The following is a 19,127-nucleotide window of genomic DNA, read 5'->3' on the forward strand; positions in this document are numbered from 1 at the left end:
ACTATCGCAGGTGCAAATTGTTCAGGATGATCACGCGTTTACCGCCGTCATACCAAACGGGCTGAATGTAAGGGTTTTCCTCTGTTGGCCAACCCGCAATATTTTTGGTTCGGTACTGGAACCACGTTGGGTTTGAAAACAGCGGAATGAACGGTAGATTCTCTGCCGTAAATGTTTGTAGCTGGTTGAGAATCGCTTGTTGTTCTTCTTCCGTACCCGCTTGCCCAAAGCTGTTGATGAGTGCATCCAATTCGGCACTGTTCATACCATGTCCGGCGTGCATCCCCTTGCCTACTCGGTCGCTCAGATAATATTCCTGATAGGCACTGATTGGATTTGTCGCAACCATTGACCAGTTAATGGCAACGTCATAAGTACCTTGACGCAAACTTTTCTCGTACACAGACCAATCGACTGTTTTCAGACCGGATTTCACACCTATTTCGTCATAGAGCTCATTGACCATCTGGATGGTTTGAATCCAATCCGTCCAGCCATTTACGACCGAAATATCAAATTGGAACGGCGAACCATCGGGCAGATCGCGATACCCATCGCCGTCTTTATCAACAACGCCCGCTTCATCTAACAAGGCATTTGCTTTGTCCTGATCGAATGATGTCAGATGTTCGAATTGTTTCGTGATATCGCCGTTGATGTACTGGCCGTACAAATCACCAATACCACCGGCATTAAAGTTTGGTGTTGGATAACCGTATGCCGCTAAATCAACAATCAGTTCGCGGTCCAGTGCCATTGACAGTGCCTGACGAACACGCACATCGTTAAACGGTGCTTTTTGCGTGTTCAAGTAAAGGTGAATCGCATCATTAGCGGGGTACCAAAAATGGTTGTGCTGAGGGTCTCGCTTCACAAACGTGGATTCCACATCCGCGATGAAGTTTGATCCCCAATCAATCTCACCCTTAATCAAAGCAGGTTGAATTTGTGAGTTGTCGTTGTAAGAACGAAATACCACGCAATCAAGATAAGGTCGCCCTTCCAAGTAGTAATGCGGATTTCGGCATAACTCCATTTGTTGAGGCTTCAGCAATTTCACCGTAGTCATTGGACCGCTGCCGACAGGATTGGGGTTGGTAAACGTGGTCGCGTTATCAACCTTTTCCCAAATGTGCTTTGGCAGTACATGGTATTTTTCGAGGTTCCAGATGAACGTTGAATCAGGTGCGTTTAACTTAAAAACAACCGTTCTTTCATCTGGCGTCTCTATCGACGCTAAGTTTCCACCCGACCATACGCCTTTGCTGTCAAAAGCCGGATTCGATTTCGCCAATTCAAAACTAAATGCCACGTCGCCTGATGTCAGTGGGTTTTCATCTGACCATTTCAGACCATCGCGCAGCGTTAAAGTGATGGTTTTCAGATCGTCTGACACATCGAGAGATTCCGCCAAACGGTAATGCGTTTCACCTGTCATGTTATTAAACACAACCAGCGGCTCAAACATGGTGCCGTGAAAAACATCTTTCGACGTATAGGGATTAAAGTTATCGACGAAACTGGTGGTAATAATGGGCACATTCAGCGTGCCGCCCTGCTTCACAGCATCCGCAGATACTGAACCAGTGGCACAGCCCCCCAGTATCAACGCTGCGAGGAGAGTCTTTTTATTCACGTTGCCGTCCTTCGTCATTGTTGCCGTCCTTTTCCCTGTTCAATCATCAGGTTTCGCTTAGTCCATAAGAAAGTACGCTTCGCTTTTTACTGAGTGTAGCTAATGAATGCATCTCGCGGGTTAGGCAAGAAAACAAAAAGAAAGCGCTTTCTTTAGTGGTTTTGATACTAGGAAATTGAACAAAGCCAACAAGACGGCATTTACAAAAATGCAACATTGATCACATTGGAGGTATCTGCATCCTTATCGAAGTTTCATTGATGAGACTTATTGCAGTTGTTTCATCCTACTGCATAGGTCGGTTCATTATTTACGTGCTTTTTCGGGATACTGACTTCCATCAGTGCAATTTCCTGCGAAACCTAGCGTTCTGCTTAGTAGAAGCACTCCCCATTTATTGGTTTGATCTACTCTCGAAAAGATTTTGATTTGCATATCTCACCATCAAATAGATCGATGTATTTAATTTTCAAACTATTACTAGTGAAATGATAGTTTTATTTCATTTCATTTTTTATAATTGGAAACTTTAAATATTGAAGTCGTCAGAATAACAATGATGAAAAAATGTAACGCTTATCACATCTGAGAAAGCATTATCAAACACCTTACCTTCGTTTTAATAACACCCAAATATAAAAATATCGATTAAATATCATTGTTAACTGGGAATTTTTAAACAATGATGCAGTTAGATCCCCTCAAGTCAGCTTTCCTTTATTAAACCGAAGGCTGATATAAGCGAGAGAACACTGTAAAAATCACAATAAAAACAAGGAAGAAAAAATGAAAAAAGTAGGCTTAGGTTATACGTTGCTAGGTGCTTTATGCTTATCCTCCATGACATTTTCCGCGGTAGCAGGCGTGGGCTTGGAGGAAGGAAAAGTCACCTTCTACAATGTACATAACGACGCGGTATATATAGGATTGGAAGGCACAACTGCCTGTAAACACTCCGTTAGCTCTGAGAAGAGAACTCACAAATTGGTCATTGAAGACCCCGCAACAAACGCCGTCAGTGCCATCACCTCCAGCCACATGATGCAGGTGCTTTACGACAGCTTTATATCAGGAAGCACTGTTAAGTTGCTATATACCGATAGACCACACTCATACAGCTACTGCACGATTAATTCAGTCTCCATATCTTCACCGAGCAATTAATATTCGCATTTTGTAAGAGATTGTTATTTACATGTTAGCAGCTAGGTTTTACCGACGGTTAGCCCCTATTGTTTTCGTTTCCGCCTGCCTTATTGTAGGGGGGAATGCATTGCTTACTTATCTCGACCATCGAGAAAAAAGCACTGTTAAAAAAAGCGACAATACAGACGAGCAACCTGAAATTAATTACCACGAAGATTATTCCGTCGACAAATTGAATTCTCAAGTGGCAATTAAACAACTACGTAAGGCTGTCATCAATAACATTCCTGAACCTATTGAAGCAGAGAAACCCTTGGCATCTGCCCCTTCTCGCGAAGAACTGGTTGTGCAAATAGAGAACGTTAATCAGCAACTGGAACAGCTTCGGTCGTCAAACAGATAACACCACATTCATGGAGTGAGTATGCGCCGTATACTACCCTTTTTACTTGCTGTTTTCGTCAATTCAGCGGGCGCAACGGAGGTCGGCTCACTGCCAGGTGAACTGACTGTTCAATCAGGAACTGTTAATTACGATATTCCTATTTCACTGCCGAGCGGACGCGGTGGAAACACCCCCACGCTATCGCTGACATACAACAGCCAAGACAGTGCTCGAGGCGTTATTGGGTCAGGCTTTTCATTGTCAGGGCTGTCGTCTATCTCTCGTTGTGGTTCCACCCCTAACATTGACGATGGCAATGCGCGTTCGGTGCAATTTGATCACAGAGACAATTTCTGTCTGGAAGGGGAAAGGCTCGTTCTCTTTAGTGGACAAAATGGACAAGACGGTGCCGTGTATCGTCCTTATATTGATAATTACTCCAAAGTCGAATTGCGCGGCAGCGCATCAAGTGAAAGCAGCTCTTTTAAAGTGTTCACCAAAGGCGGTGACATCCTCACTTATGGGCAAAGATGGCACAACCAATCGTGGTTGCTGACTGAGGTAAATGACCGTACCGGTCAAAACCCCATTACCTATAACTACAGCTCGTCTGGACAAATCGAGTCCATTCAATACGATATATTCAATGTTATTTTCCACTACTCCAATGCTCGCCAAGCACTCAACACAAGAAGCCAACGCATCCACAACGTTACTCGCAACGACAAATTGTTGCTGTGGCGTATTGACGTCCATGCGAACAATAGACTGAAAAACTACTACAAGCTAACACGCAAAGACTTAAGTAATGCCTACGATACGACCGCGAAAGTTCAACAAATCACGTCTATTGAATATTGTGATGCAAGCAACGAGTGCCTCCCGAAAACATCTTTTGAGTGGTTGAACGAAAAGCCCGAAAAAGTCGCATTCAAAAAGAACATTCCTCATTGGGGAAAGTTGAATGGTAACCAAGGCACCGACTGGTTCTTAGATCTTACAGGGAATAAAAAACTCGATTACTGTCGATTGACCAGTACGCAGGTTATTCAGTGCCAATTCGATGTTGCAAAATCCAACAGTAAGACGGTCAACTTTAGCTTACCCGCTCCCATTCGCTCCGATTTGTGGTGGAGTTGGATTGATATGGATGGAGATGGACGCACCGATCTCTGTCAGCAAGCGATGCAAAACTATTTTTACTGTACCGAGTTTTACGATGATGGCCACAAATCAGACACGGATTTTTGGACAGCGCATGCCACCAAGGGACATCAATGGATATGGAGCACCGACTTCAACGGGGATGCGAGACCCGACATCTGTTACCGAACCACGGGCGATCGTTTAGCGTGTCAAACCTCATATGATGGCAATACGTTTCAGGGAAAACACCACATCTCGGGCATACAATGGGGACCGGATACGCACACCTGGTGGACAGACATTGATGGCAACGGCTATGACGATCTGTGCACCTCGACGAATCAAAACACCAATGGCACCTTAAGCTGCACGCGATTCAATGACGCAGAAATCATCGTTAAAAACCAAAAAATCACCATTGATGAGTGGGGAAAAAATGGTGAACGCTGGTGGATTGATGTCAATGCAGATGGTGCAGACGATTTCTGTCGAGTCTTTAGCGACCGAAAAATGAAATGCTCCTTTGGCTCAATTGGCAATATCCAAACATTGAATGTTGATGTCGTACTCGATCCCGATCCGCTTATCCAGATGCCAATGATCTACCCACCTCCAGTAATCCCTGACCCAAGTTATTTTTGGTTAGACAATGACAGAGATGGGCTGCTGGAGTTTTGCCGCACAATCGGTCGTAATCGGACGACTTTACGTTGCACCAACATTGGCAATAAGAATTATGATTTTTCCCTCGGTGAAGTTGGAAAGCATGCTGGAAGACGTTGGTTTTTAGACATTAACGAAGATGGCATTACTGAATATTGCCGACACACTGGCACCGATTCAGGAACTGGTAGCTTTTTTAGCTGTAACGACATGACGCTTGCTAAACATTCCCCTTCCCTTCTTAGCTCCGTCACCAATGGATTAGGCTATACCTCTCGTGTCGAGTACGCCCCACATAAAGAAGTCGGTCACACCAACTGGCCAACCCCCACTAGCTACCCCTATGTCAAACAAGACCCCAACAATCTTGTTGTCTCAAAATCCTTCAACGACGATGGTGTAGGTGGTGAAAACATCACCGAGTTTTACTATGGTCCTTCGCGTTATCACTTGCTTGGTTTTGGAAGTAGCGGCTACTCATGGATTAAGCAACGGGAGTACAATCAGGCCAGTGATATTGTTCGAGGCCGAGAGGTTACATACTTAACCGACGGGTTACTCAGTGGCTATATTGCAGGTGCGAAGGAGTTTTATATTGATGGCACCCAGTCGGGCAGTCAAAAGTGGAATTTCAGTGATGCAGTATTGTTAAACCGCTCCGACAAAGAATACGGCATGCGTGATATTGGGCGTTACAAAACCATCACTCAAGTAGATATAGAGGGAACGTCGTCAATCTTGAATGGGCAGGAAGGGTATCTTGACACCTTCACCTTCGAGGATGAAACCTATTACAAAGTAAATAACGTCACACTATATATCCCGCTGGCAAACGGTCAGATGACCCCGCTCATCATACCGTCATCCCAATATTTCCGGCTTGCAGAAACAGAGCACACAAAAACATCGTCTGCATCCCTTTACACAGAGTTTCACTTCACCGCCAAATTGGTCCCTCTCTCGCAAGAAGAGGTGGAACGTGTCGTCCCAAATTTGGAGCCCACCAACCAACGTGTATCCATTGAAGAGATTAATGGGGGTAACAGCTTCGTACTATCAAGCGACGCAAAATATGGGCATTCTCGCAACGTACTGTTTGCTATCAAAGAAACAGAAAAAAGCTACAACCTTTCAGGGCAGTTATTGACAACCGTAGAGACACTGCAAGATGAAAGCAAAATCGACGAATTCGGCAATGTTGGGGAGATTGAAGTACGAACAACAGGTGTCAACCCTGTCACTAGACTCACTGAAACGTTCTCCGAGAAAACGGCCAGTATTTATCAAAATGATGCTGCGCGCTGGATTTTAGGGCGGCTAACAGAGTCCTCAGTGACTCACACCAATCCTAACGGCCAGTCAGAAACGCGCTCGTCTCGCTTCGAATATAACGAAGACACGGGTTTCCTTGCAAAGCAAATTTCTGAGCCGCAACACGCCTTATCTACGACACAGACCTATGTACGCAATAATGAAGGACAGGTGACTAAGTCCACCCTTTCTGCGTGGAGCGGAACAGGTGTGTCCAACAGAGCCAGCACAACCTTTCGACGCCACACACTTAGCTGGCTTACTGTTGCCACAACAAACGCCAAAGATCAGCGCACCAGCAAAAGTGTAGACCGCTATTACAGCAACAAAACGATAGTAAAAGATGTCAATGGTCTAGATAGCAAGACCTTAGTGGATAGTTTTAACCGCGTTGTAGAAACACTCATAAAGTCAGAGGATGGTTATAATTCCGTATTGACCGCTTTCCACCCAATATCCTCATCACAATGTCCGCACAGCGTTGAATTTGCAATCTATTGCCATGTTACCGACACAGAAGGATCTGGCAAAAAAATCGTTTATTTTGATACGCTGGAACGAGAAGTAGCGTCCGCAACTCTGAGCCTGAATAACCGTTGGGTGATGTCAAATACGCGCTATAACACCAGCGGACAAGTGGCGAAAGTATCTCGTCCCTATTTCTCAGGGGATGCCGTTCTTTATGCCCATACACAATACGACGCATTGGGAAGAATCAAAACCGTCTCCGAACCAGGACCCGCGGGTAAACCACCAACGTGGCGTTCATTTGAATATGGTTCTTATGCTTACACCGAAATTGATGCGCTAAACAGAAAAACCACCACGTATTCCAATGCAAAAGGACAAGAAATTCGTGTCGTTCAGCCCACAGGCTCTATCATAAGTAAGTCTTATTCCCCAACTGGGAAATTGATTCTTGCTGTAGGGGCTGATGGAAAAACAATCCGCAATCAGTACGACGTGATGGGCAACAAGACCCACATGAACGACCCGGATCTTGGACAGTGGCATTATTCCTACAACGGCTTTGGTGAGCTGGTTTCGCAAACCGATGCAAAAGGCCAGAAAACCCGCTTTAGCTATGATGTGTTAGGTCGCATGCTCACGCGAACCGAAGAAACAATTTCGGGTTCGGGAGCGGAGAAGTCATCATCCGCTGAAACCACAAAATGGTTTTACGACAGCTATGGCGATCGAAGCTGGAAAGGTGCAGTCCTTAGGGTTGAAAAGCCAAATCTGATCAAAAACTTGTATTACACCAGTCTTGGTCAATTGGCCAAAGAGGAAGCGATAACTGAGCAACATACGTTCAGCCGAAGTCTGACATACAACCAATATGGCATGGTTGTAACAGACAAAAGGCCGAACGATTTTTCGTTAAACTATGAGTATGATTCTGCAACAGGCGTAAACACGGGTGTTTGGGGCGACAAAGCCCAGTTCCAACTTCAATTTAGCGAAAGTGAATACCAAGCCGTCATCAAACCTTTGATTGATGAGGCTTTGGCAAAAGCTCGCGACTATGTCGACAAAGCGACAGCGCTCACTCAGGAAACAGCACTGCTTAAAGCGCGAGCGGACGAATACTATGCGCTTAAAGACCAAATCGAACACGTGTCTGGTGATACGCCCGAAATCGAAAGTGCGGTTTCAGGTAAGCCGCTCAGTGTGTTTATTGGACCAAACGGCGAAAAGTACCTAAAAGTACCTCATACCTTCGTGCTTACTGCCAACAACATGGCAACCCCGCTAATGTTGCCACCCCCGTTTCATCTCAAACTCACGGGCAACGAGCTTTCCAAGGTGAGCATTGATGAATGGGCATCTGTTGAATCTCAACTCACGGCAAGTGAAGCTACCGTGTTCTATGGCGATTTTGATGAATCCGGCCTTGCTGGTATTACCGAAATCACCGTCGGACGAGACCACCCCTTCTATGACAAGGTGATCACTGACAGCTTTGAGCGACTCAGCAACCTTGCCGCAGAAATACAGCGTCTCGAGTACCTGCAAGATCATCTTCATCAAGAAGCAAATAGCTACTTACAAGCCGCTAAGCAACTTATCTCACTCACTGAACAAACGCAGTTTGTCGCCGCAAGGTACAAAGAGCTGGGTGATGACAGTGTGAACGAGTTGGAAAACCTTGCCAATCTGGATGCCAGCACCTCAGAGGAAGGGAAAGTTTACTACTGGAAGCTTAATAGCTTAGATGCATCTGGAAGGATACGTTCCGAGCTTTATGGCAACGGCTTGGTCAATTTGTATGACTACAATGCAGGCACCGGGCAACTACAAAATATTTCAACGCAGAACGGTCAAGAATCCCTGCGCATACTTCATTATGTCTACGACCGCATGGACAACGTTCTGCAACGCACTGACTACATTAACAGCATTGAGGACATCTATGGCTACGATGCGCTAGACCGAGTCACTAGCAATATCCTATTGGGCTTGGGTGGGAAACATGTAGCCAACCCACTGTTTAACCAACGAAATACCATAAGCTACAACAAGGCAGGAAATATTACCAACAAGTCTGATGTTGGTGATTACCACTATGCAGACACACGCCATGCTCATGCTGTTACCCAAGCGGGGAACCGTTCATATACCTATGATGCCAACGGTAACATGCTGACCGGTGATAACCGTATTTTCACTTGGAATGGGGTCAACAAACCTATCAAAGTGTCTAAAGGTTCCGAATGGGTTTCATTTCTATACGATGAAAACAACCAGCGGCACTATAAAGCCAACAGTAAAGGAGACCAAACCTGGTATGTCGGGAAGATGTATGAGCGAACCCAAAAAGCCAATGGCGATACTGTTCATAAGCAGTTCATCAAGGCTGGGGGCAAGCTTGTCGCGGTCAACATTGATCTCAAAAAAACCAATGCTGACGGTACCAGTGCATCTGTCGATAGACAAATTCGTTATACCCACAGTGACGCTTTAGGTTCCAATGACCTTGTGACTGACATGTGGGGGAATATTGTCGCACGATATAGCTATGATACATGGGGCAAAAAACGGAGTTTTGTGTGGGAGACTTCCCCGACACATATCGCCCAAAACCCGCTCTTAAACCGAGGCTATACCGGCCACGAAGAAATCGACGAGGTCGGGCTTATCCACATGAATGGACGCCTCTATGATGCCACGCTTGCACGTTTTGTCAGTGCGGATGTGTATATTCAGGCTTCAAGCAACAGCCAGTCTTTCAACCGCTACAGTTATGTGCTTAATAACCCGCTCAAATACACTGACCCTTCAGGGCATTTCTTTAAAGCAATCAAGAAAGCCTTCAAAAAGGTCGTCAATTCCGTCAAGCGTGTTATCAAAGGCATCGGTAAAGCCATTAAAAAGATTGGCAAAGCTTATGTGAAGCTTGTCAAAAAAGTCGCCAAATTTGTGAAGGAAAACGCCTTTGAAATTGTCGTGATGGCCATATCCGTTGTTCAGCCCTGGGTAGGGCTCGCGATTCGTGCTGCCCGAGCGGCTGCGACAGGCGGTATTCGAGGGCTGGTTACAACACTTGCGACCTCTGCCCTCTTCTTTGGCGTCGGGGAAGCATTCCAAGTAGGTGGCTTTGGTACCGCGAGATGGGCCATGAAAACGGTAGCGCATGGCGTAGCGGGGGGAATGTCATCTGTTATGCGTGGTGGGAAATTTGGTGATGGCTTTATGTCTGCCGCCGTCACTCAAGCATTTTCACCTTATATAGATGGCATAGATAGAGGAACGCAGTTCAGTGGTGCGCGGATAACGATCGCAGCCGTTATTGGTGGCACAACGGCAGAACTGACGGGAGGTAAATTTTCAGATGGCGCAGCAATGGGGGCACTAGCACGCATGTTTAATGACGAACAAAAGCATGCCATAAACGAAGAAAAATATTCGAACAATTCTCAAATGACAAAATACAAAGGTACTTGGCAACACCGCGACAATGCCGCACTAGTCGCTGCAGGTTTAAACCCGAATACCGCAACGGGATGCTCTGCACTTCAAGTAGTTTCCTGTGCGTTGATTGGAACCATAGGAGGTGCTGGTGGGACAGAAGTAACCGAGGCACTGGATACTTTCTATGAAGCGGGAGGAAAACTTGCAGAGTTAAAAGACATCAATGTACCTAAACAACTAGATTGGGGGGCAAAATTTCTTACTTTTGGTCCGAGGTTTGACGTAAACCAACGTTACTGTCGAGCGACCTGTAATCAGCAAAGCTTTCAGCGACAGATGGACTAACTGAGTAGCGGCACATGCGTAAAACGTATACGGCATCATTTATACTGTTCTCTATTTACTTCTTGCTTTTGCTTTACTTGCAAGTGAGGTCCTATGGAGTGACGTATGATTTGGTGCCGTCTATCGCGATTTATGGAATGACTGCAATTTACTTTCAATACTCAATAACAAAGGAAAAACCCAGTGTGGTATTTCTGATTTTCTTCTGCGCTGTCTACTATCGGTATGTTTTAGGCAGCAACATTGAGATGATTTTGCAATCGCCTATGACAATAGCGTTTTATGCCATTGTCACACTTCCCTTCCCCATTATCGCGATTGCTATAACCATAAAGGGGCACCGAATCACGTTCAAGCGACAAGGTGATTGAGCATCGACAAAAAAGGCTCGACCATGAGGTCGAGCCTTTTTCGAAACAGCGTCATTCTTATTGCGTTGAGAACAGCGTGTTTAAGGGGGAAGCTGAGTCTTAGTCGTTCAGAGCACGAACCAGCGCAGCAATACCTTCCCAATCACCCTTGTCCATCATGTCGGTTGGAACCATCCAAGTACCGCCACAAGCAAGAACAGATTTGATTGACAGGTAATCTTCCACGTTCGACAGGCTGATACCGCCCGTCGGCATGAAGTTAACTGGGTAAACAGCGGTCAGTGCTTTCAGCATGTTCACGCCGCCTGAAGGCTCAGCAGGGAAGAATTTCAGGGTACGCAGACCCATTTCCATTGCTTGCTCAACCAGGCTTGGGTTGTTCACGCCAGGTACGATTTGCACGTTACGCTGTTGGCAGTATTTCACGGTAGTTGGGTTGAAACCCGGGCTAACGATGAAATCCACACCTGCATCGATTGCAATGTCTACTTGCTCAGTGGTCAGCACAGTACCCGCACCGATCAGCATCTCTGGGTATGCGTCACGCATGATGCGGATAGACTCTGCAGCCGCTTCAGTACGGAAAGTCACTTCAGCACATGGCAGACCGTTTTCCATCAGTACCTTCGCCAGAGGCAGCGCGTGCGCTACGTCGTTGATTGCGATTACCGGTACGATACGGATTTCTTTTAGACGTTGTTCGATGGTTTTCATAAATTACCCTTAAAGAATGAAGCTCAATGCTGCAACGATGATGAATGCGATACCGCCCAGAAGCGTTTCCATTACCGTCCAAGTCTTCAGTGTGGTTTTCTCATCCATATCTAGCAGACGAGATACCAGCCAGAAGCCAGAATCGTTGAAGTGTGACAATACGGTAGCACCACCCGCGATAGAAATCACGATGAAGCACAGATCCAGCTCGCTCAGGCCAGTGGTTGCAGCAACAACAGGCGCAATCAGAGCCGCTGTCGTGGTCAGAGCTACGGTTGCAGAACCCTGTGCAACACGCAGACAGGTTGAGATAACGAATGCTGCAACAACAACAGGCATACCTGTGTCAGTCAACACACCCGCCAGCGCATCACCGATACCGCTCGCACGAAGAACACCACCGAACATGCCGCCCGCACCTGTTACCAGGATTACGCCACAGATTGGAGCCAGTGAATCACCACACAGTTTCTCTAGTTTCGCCATACCGTAGTCTTTTGCGAAAATCGCCAGACACGCAAGCAAGGTGATCAGAAGAGCTACCGGCGTTTTACCCAGCATACGCAGGAATTCTACAAGCGGGGTTTTACCGTCAATCACACCTGCAACAGCCAAGGTATTCAAAACAGTGTCCAGACAGATCAGCAGTACAGGCAGAACCAGAATGGTCATTACTGTGCCAAACTTAGGCAGTTTCTTCTCATCAACGACGTTGTCGCTGTTGAAGAATGCTTTTGACAGTGGAATGTTGAACTTCTCACCTGCGTACAGACCGAACAGGTAAGCTCCCAAGTACCAAGTAGGGATAGCAACCAGAATACCAACAACAAGCAGCAGACCAATGTTTGCGCCAAGGAATTCAGCCGCAGCAACAGGACCTGGGTGTGGCGGTACAAAACCGTGCATTACGGCAAATGCACCCGCTGAAGGCAATGCGTATTTGATTGGAGAGCCACCAAAACGAGCAGCAACGCTCAAGATGATTGGCATCATTACAACCAGACCCGCATCGAAGAAAATTGGGAAGCCGAATAGCAGCGATGCAACACCCAGTGCAAAAGGTGCACGTTCTTTACCAAAACGACCAATCAGTGTATCTGCCAATACTTTCGCACCGCCAGTCACTTCAAGGATCTTACCAATCATTGCACCCAAACCAACCAGAAGTGCAACAGAGGCTAACGTGCCGCCGAAGCCACTCATCATGGTAGGAACAACTTGTTCAGATGTTACGCCAGTAGCGATTGCCGTTACCAAACTTACGATAGTAAGTGCAGCAAAAGCATGGATTTTTAGTTTAATAATCAATACTAGCAGTGCAGCGATTGAAAGTGCTGCAATAGTCAGTAGGAATGTAGGGTCAGAGGCTTGGGCTAGCTGATCCATGAGTTCACCTTATCTAAATTGTAGTTTGTGTGGTAGTTCACATTTATCTAAGTTACCGGTAACATGTTACCGATAACATGAATAAGATAAACCCATATTTTCAAGTGATGTCAAAAAATGGGATCACGCGCAAGTTTGGTGAATGAGGAAATTATGGCAGGTAGTAGTGTCATCGTGATGGGCGTATGCGCATCAGGCAAAAGCACAATTGGTGAGAACATTGCAAAGCAGATGAACCGTAAGTTCATCGACGGCGATGACCTTCACCCACGCGCAAACATCCAGAAGATGGCGTCTGGTCAACCTCTGAACGATGACGACCGCATGCCGTGGTTGGAGCGTATCCGTGATGCAGCTTATAGCCTAGAAAACAAAAGCGAGCATGGCGTGATCGTATGTTCTGCGCTTAAAAAGAAATACCGCGACCAAATCCGTGAAGGTAACGAGAACGTGACCTTCCTGTTCCTAGACGGCAGCAAGGAATTGATCCTCGAGCGCATGCGTGCTCGCTCGGGTCACTTTATGAAAGAAAACATGGTTAACAGCCAGTTTGAAACACTGGAACACCCAGCCGGCGAACCCAACACCCTCGTAGTTAGCATCGAAGGCACAATCGACGACGTCATCGCGCGTTCGGTTATTGCCCTGAAAGAAAAAGAAGAGAACGCACAATGACACACCAAATCGTCATCGATGTAACCCAGCGTCTCATCGAACGCAGCAAAGAAGCCCGCGACGCATTTTTTGCGCGCACCAAAGCACAAGCCGACATTGGCAAAGCAAGCAAGAGCCTGACGTGTGGCAACTTGGCGCACGCTGTTGCCGCTTCTTGCGCATCTGAAAAGAAACGTATTCTGGACTTCACGCACGCGAACGTTGCACTGATCAGTGCCTACAACGACATGCTAAGTGCGCATCAACCATACAAAACATACCCAGACCAAATTAAAAATACGCTCGCTGAGTACGGCCACACTTCACAGGTGGCAGGTTGCGTACCTGCAATGTGTGACGGTGTAACGCAAGGTCAGGCGGGTATGGACATGTCGCTGTTCTCTCGCGACTTGATTGCGCAATCTACAGCACTATCACTTAGCCACAATGTATTTGATGCAACCCTACTTCTGGGTATTTGTGACAAAATTGCACCAGGCCAATTGATGGGTGCACTCGCATATGCTCACTTGCCAACTGCATTTGTACCAGCAGGTCTGATGCCAACGGGTATCAGTAACGAAGAGAAAGTCGACGTTCGCCAAAAGTACGCGGCGGGTGAAGTCGGTAAAGATGCACTTCTAGATATGGAATGCCGCGCTTACCACGCACCAGGCACCTGTACCTTCTACGGCACTGCAAACACCAACCAGTTGGTATTCGAAGCCATGGGTCTGATGCTGCCTGGTTCAGCATTCATCCACCCGAACACTGACCTACGTACTGCGCTGACTGACTATGTATCAGTAAAAATCGCCTCAATGACTGCAGGCACGGAAAATTTCCGTCCACTGTCTGACGTTGTGACCGAAAAGAGCCTGATCAATGGCGTTATCGCCCTTCTGGCTTCCGGCGGCAGTACTAACCACACCATCCACATGCTGGCTGTGGCGCGTGCAGCAGGCATTCTGCTGACGTGGCAGGACATCAGTGACTTGTCTGAAGTCGTTCCACTGCTGGCACGCGTTTACCCTAACGGCCCTGCTGACATGAACGCCTTCCAAGAAGCGGGCGGTGTCCCTGCCCTTCTAAAACGTCTGGATGAAGCAAACCTACTTCACCGTGACGTGAAGCCTGTAATCGGTGATTTTGAAGGTCAAATGACCCTGCCCGCGTTGAAAGACGGCAAGGTTGAGTGGACGGCTATCGAAGGTAGTCTGGATGCAGAGGTTATTGCTGCATCTGGTGAAGTATTCCAAAGCACGGGCGGCACTCGCGTCCTCACCGGTAACTTGGGTACAGCGGTTGTTAAAGTTTCAGCCGTAAAAGAAGATCAGCGCATCATTGAAGCACCTGCGGTTGTGTTCACTTGTCAGCATGCGGTTGAAGCAGCATACAAACGTGGCGAACTGAACAAAGACTGCATCGTGGTGGTAACCCACAACGGTCCTGCCGCTAACGGTATGCCAGAGCTACACAAACTCATGCCTATTCTGGGTAATATTCAGAAAGCAGGTTTCAAAGTAGCACTGGTGACTGACGGTCGTCTGTCAGGTGCATCGGGCAAGATCCCATCTGCAATCCACTTGTCTCCGGAAGCACTGCGTGGCGGCGCAATTGGTCTGGTTCGTGATGGTGATATGGTGAGCCTGAACTGTCAGACTGGCGAACTGAACAACTTGGCTGACATGTCTGATCGCCAAGCGATTGAGCTGGACACTGAGTCTTTGCAAGATACTTGGGGCCGCAATATGTTCCGAGTCATGCGCCAATCGGTAACAAGCGCAGAAGAAGGCGCAAGCTTCATCGTTTAATCGCGACAAGCTTAGATAGAAAAAGGGCGGATTGATATCCGCCCTTTTTATTTTCGACTCGCCGTATAACGCTTACAGACTTGCGATTACTGCGTTGTAGAACACTTCAGGTGTTGCATCATTTGCTATCACTTTATCTGCCATATCTGCGCGAACAGAAGCGATCACTTGTGGCTGTGCCACCTCTTCAACTTCCAGAATTTCTAGCATTGCAGTCAAGTGTGCACCAGAGCCTTGAGACGTCTCTTCCAACACCTTGTCGAAATTATCTTGGATAAACTGAGCAGCTTTAACTTCACTACCCTTACAGGTATCTTCTGAAGAGATTTTTGAAGACACAGCCGTCGTACCCAAATCCCAAATGACGTTTGAGATTGCAGCCGCTGTGCCGTTGTCTTCAAAAATCATTGCGCCGATACCGCATTGTGTCCAAGGGTTAAAATCATTGCTCTGTGCTGCCATCGCCTGACCTGTGAAAAGCGTACCTGCTGTAACAGCAACTAAAGTCCATTTTTTCATTGTAATCACCAATATAATGAGAAATTTGCGGCGTATTCGAATGCCTCGTCATAACGAACAGACGTTCTGAAATCGACATGTCGATTCGCAAAAACTCGCTGTTCCCAAACGAGATAATTCTTATATTCCGCGCTATCGTTAACGTAAATCTGACTGCCAATTTTTATCGAGCTAGCCCAATATGGGGAGGCAGTCACCACTCCCCCAATTTCTATTCCGCCTAAGACGTTCGCTTCTTTAAAACTGCCAACTTGAAGCTCACTGGTTAGTGCAGCATAACCCGCAAAGCCGCCAATGAATTCCCAGCCTTTTCCAATCAAACCGCTCACATATGCGTCAGAGCAGTCCGCGCAATCTAGACTCGTAGGCCGGTAACCTGCAGACACTCCCCATGCATATCGCTTGTCCTCTTGCAGCCCAGTTTGAGAGACATTTAAGTTCAAAATATCGAACAGTGTCAGCTCACGAAAATGCCATTTATCTTCATCAATCTCATAAAGTAGCCTGAGATCAAATGTATTGAGTTGAGAATAGGGAATTCTCGCCGCATTGAGATTCAACATGTCGTAATAGTTCGCCCTGAAACGCAATTCCAGCCCTTTACCAAATGCATCGTTATATAAAGGCGAAACCTGTAGCATAGCGGTATTTTGAGAATGATGAGGCGGAGATTGCTCGGGGTCAGACCACTGTATATCCCCAGGCGGCAATAAAAAGCGTTTGGTTAATAGAAGCTTTCTTTTTTTGGTTTGCTCTTCCATCAACCCACTGTTTTTCACATCAACAAATGCATAATAATCATAAAGCGTATCGATGATTTTTTTTGCAGACACTTCATCATGACTATCTAAATGAGCAGGAATATTTTCAATACCTTGTTCTGTAATATATTGAACACTTAACTTCTCATCATCATCTAATTGCTTATAACGATTATAGAGGTGCTCTTGACGGGAGCCATGATAGATAACCTCATCAATGTAGTGTCCGCCATTGGCATCGTTCAGCATTACAATGACATCGTATGGCATCACCCACAGTTTATTCTTAGCCACCAAAGGGGCATCGATCACCAATTCAAGAAGCTTAGCCAACTGATACGCACAATTTTCTGTAAAGAAATAGTACGTCATGCTCGCGTTTTCCAACTCCCACAGATGTGCAAGTACAAATGTCACATCTTGCTCTGAAAGCTTGAGCCGATACTCCCACAAGTCTCTAAGTTCTGATTCACTGTAGGTTAAGTTTTGATGGTGGTATTTTTGATTGGCGTAGTAGCCTTGATACCCGCCCGTAATACCTTGAAAGATATACACCAGTTTATTGTCATCTTCCGGTACGCGCGCACCATAGTTAAAGGTGTTATCAAGATACTCGTGGTTTTCTGAATTATTGAACTTGAGTAGTACGTGACCGTACATGGATGCAGGATTACCTAAATACCCACTTGCATATACCAAGCTAATGCTCTGTGCGCCGAATGCTTCGAGATAGTTTTGATAGTCAGAGCAGTCTACGTTAGGTAAAGAAGGGAATTGCAACTGTTCATTAAGCCAATGCTTTCTTGCTGGAAATTTACATTGGGTCTCAGGCGTTTGATAAAAAGCCTGAATTGTGGCTTTTAGTTCTTCTTCGGGACTGACGCGCCCTTTGGGGGATAAAAAAAACGAGGGATCATTGATTAAACTCTCCTCTCCCACCAAACCCTTCTCGTAATGCAATAGCATATGCCAGACTCGGTTTTCAGAGAGGGATAAATTAACCGCTCGTGTCGTAATATCTTTACCCTCACTTCCCCATGCGAATCCACAAGACAGTGATAAGACGATAGCAAAAAAGAAAAATCGGGTAATTCTAGATATCACGGATATATTCAAAAAATTGAGTGTTATTTTCCTAATTTTATATAAACACCCTATTCACTACAACGCTATACCTGTTATTTCTTTTTTTATGAAGTCTCATAAAAAGTGCAACTATCATTTAATGATTTAGTTGGTAAGTAATCAATTACTCTAAATAATCGGCGTAATACCATCACGGCCTTCTATGTAAGCGTGACCGACTTCGACCTAGTGCTTATTCTTGCTATTAAAGCTTGAAGGCTAAACGCTCTCTCCTTCAGTAACTTTAAAACCCATATCGACGATTTTTTCCTCAACGTCTTCTCCTCTTAAACGCTGAAGTAAAAGCTCTGCGCTTTTCTCACCAATTTGGAAGCGTGGCGTATCAACGCTGGTCAGTTTCGGGCTGATTGTTTGACCAATATCCAGCGCATTGTAGCCAATGACCGCCAGTTGTTCTGGGATTTTGATGCCTCGTTGCTGCGCACTGAGTAGCGTACCAATCGCGATATCATCGTTGGTGCAGAATACGCCATCTAAATCTGGGTAAGTTTCTAGTGCCGTCGTGAGTAAATAGTTCGCGAGGGAAAAACTTGAGTGCTCTTCGGTCAGCACATGCCTTGGCGTCAAACCTGCTTCCAGCATGGCTTTATCATACCCTTCCATACGTAAACGGGTACGTGTATCTAGCCGAGCACCAAAATAAGCGATAGTCGATTTCCCAGAATCAATCATGCTTTTTACAACTTGGTATGAAGCCAGTACGTGATCCATACCCACCGCCATATCAATGGGTTTGTTCGGAAGTTCCATGGTTTCCACCACAGGTATTCCCGCATTTTTGATCATTTGAAGCGTGCGTTTTGTATGGTGTGTTTCAGTCAGGATCAAGCCATCAACTTGATAAGAGAGCAGTGAAGCGATTTTGTGTTCTTCTTCATCCGCGTCATAGCTAAAGTGCGCAAGCAAAGTCTCATAACCATGGGCCTTGGTCACCGTCTCGATACCATGAACAAAAGAGGCGAAAATTTGGTTGGATAACGAGGGAAGAAGAATACCGATGGCTTTACTGGAGGATTTGGAGAGCATGGCAGGAGCGCGATTCTCAATGTACCCAATTTCTTCTATCGCTGCGGCGATCTTCTCGCGCGTTTTTTTCGCGACAGACTCAGGGTTTCTCATATACCGAGATACCGTCATTTTAGTGACGCCGACTTTGTCTGCAACATCCTGTAGTGTAGAGCGTGCTTTCTTGTTTTGTTGAGCCATGTTCTGCCTGAT

Annotated in this window: 11 protein-coding genes; 5 read left to right on the plus strand and 6 right to left on the minus strand. The window is 46.2% G+C overall.

Annotation, left to right across the window (positions count from 1 at the left end; all coding sequences use genetic code 11):
* Position 1: 1 nt before the first annotated feature.
* Positions 2-1,636 (minus strand): ABC transporter substrate-binding protein, encoded by a 1,635-nt coding sequence (locus tag LRP49_RS02280; RefSeq protein WP_274139891.1) that lies wholly within the window; start codon positions 1,634-1,636, stop codon positions 2-4.
* A gap of 786 nt (positions 1,637-2,422) precedes the next feature.
* On the opposite strand from LRP49_RS02280, the gene LRP49_RS02285 reads away from it, so the two are divergent.
* Genes LRP49_RS02285 through LRP49_RS02295 form a run of 3 tightly spaced genes read left to right on the plus strand, consistent with a single transcriptional unit; the run spans position 2,423 to position 10,544 of the window.
* Entirely contained in the window at positions 2,423-2,800 is a 378-nt protein-coding gene (locus tag LRP49_RS02285) for a hypothetical protein (RefSeq protein WP_274139893.1), read from the plus strand.
* A 31-nt stretch (positions 2,801-2,831) separates the two neighbouring features.
* On the plus strand, positions 2,832-3,185 hold the full coding sequence (locus LRP49_RS02290) for a hypothetical protein (protein ID WP_274139895.1): 354 nt from the start codon (positions 2,832-2,834) through the stop codon (positions 3,183-3,185).
* 21 nt (positions 3,186-3,206) lie between these two features.
* Positions 3,207-10,544 carry an RHS repeat domain-containing protein gene (locus LRP49_RS02295; protein WP_274139896.1) on the plus strand — a complete coding sequence of 2,446 codons (7,338 nt, stop codon included), beginning with the start codon at positions 3,207-3,209 and terminating at the stop codon, positions 10,542-10,544.
* A gap of 470 nt (positions 10,545-11,014) precedes the next feature.
* On the opposite strand, the gene LRP49_RS02300 is transcribed toward LRP49_RS02295, so the two are convergent.
* Complete coding sequence (locus LRP49_RS02300; RefSeq protein WP_274139898.1) at positions 11,015-11,629, minus strand: bifunctional 4-hydroxy-2-oxoglutarate aldolase/2-dehydro-3-deoxy-phosphogluconate aldolase; 615 nt, start codon at positions 11,627-11,629, stop codon at positions 11,015-11,017.
* Positions 11,630-11,638: 9 nt separating this feature from the next.
* Entirely contained in the window at positions 11,639-13,015 is a 1,377-nt protein-coding gene (locus LRP49_RS02305; protein WP_274139899.1) for a GntP family permease, read from the minus strand.
* Between the two features lie 153 nt (positions 13,016-13,168).
* Here LRP49_RS02305 and LRP49_RS02310 point away from each other — a divergent pair, with 153 nt between their 5' ends.
* On the plus strand, positions 13,169-13,690 hold the full coding sequence (locus LRP49_RS02310) for a gluconokinase (RefSeq protein WP_274139901.1): 522 nt from the start codon (positions 13,169-13,171) through the stop codon (positions 13,688-13,690).
* Positions 13,687-15,483, plus strand: a complete 1,797-nt coding sequence (gene edd, locus LRP49_RS02315; protein WP_274139903.1) for a phosphogluconate dehydratase — start codon at positions 13,687-13,689, stop codon at positions 15,481-15,483. Before LRP49_RS02310 ends, edd begins: the two co-directional genes overlap by 4 nt.
* Before the next feature lie 72 nt (positions 15,484-15,555).
* On the opposite strand, the gene LRP49_RS02320 is transcribed toward edd, so the two are convergent.
* The 3 genes from LRP49_RS02320 to LRP49_RS02330 form a co-directional block, all read right to left on the minus strand.
* Entirely contained in the window at positions 15,556-16,002 is a 447-nt protein-coding gene (locus LRP49_RS02320; protein WP_274139905.1) for a DUF3015 family protein, read from the minus strand.
* 5 nt (positions 16,003-16,007) lie between these two features.
* Complete coding sequence (locus tag LRP49_RS02325) at positions 16,008-17,867, minus strand: lipoprotein N-acyltransferase Lnb domain-containing protein (protein WP_476397336.1); 1,860 nt, start codon at positions 17,865-17,867, stop codon at positions 16,008-16,010.
* 240 nt (positions 17,868-18,107) lie between these two features.
* Entirely contained in the window at positions 18,108-19,115 is a 1,008-nt protein-coding gene (locus tag LRP49_RS02330; RefSeq protein WP_274139909.1) for a substrate-binding domain-containing protein, read from the minus strand.
* Positions 19,116-19,127 lie beyond the last annotated feature (12 nt).

This window comes from Enterovibrio qingdaonensis (genome assembly GCF_028683135.1).
GTDB lineage: Bacteria > Pseudomonadota > Gammaproteobacteria > Enterobacterales > Vibrionaceae > Enterovibrio > Enterovibrio qingdaonensis.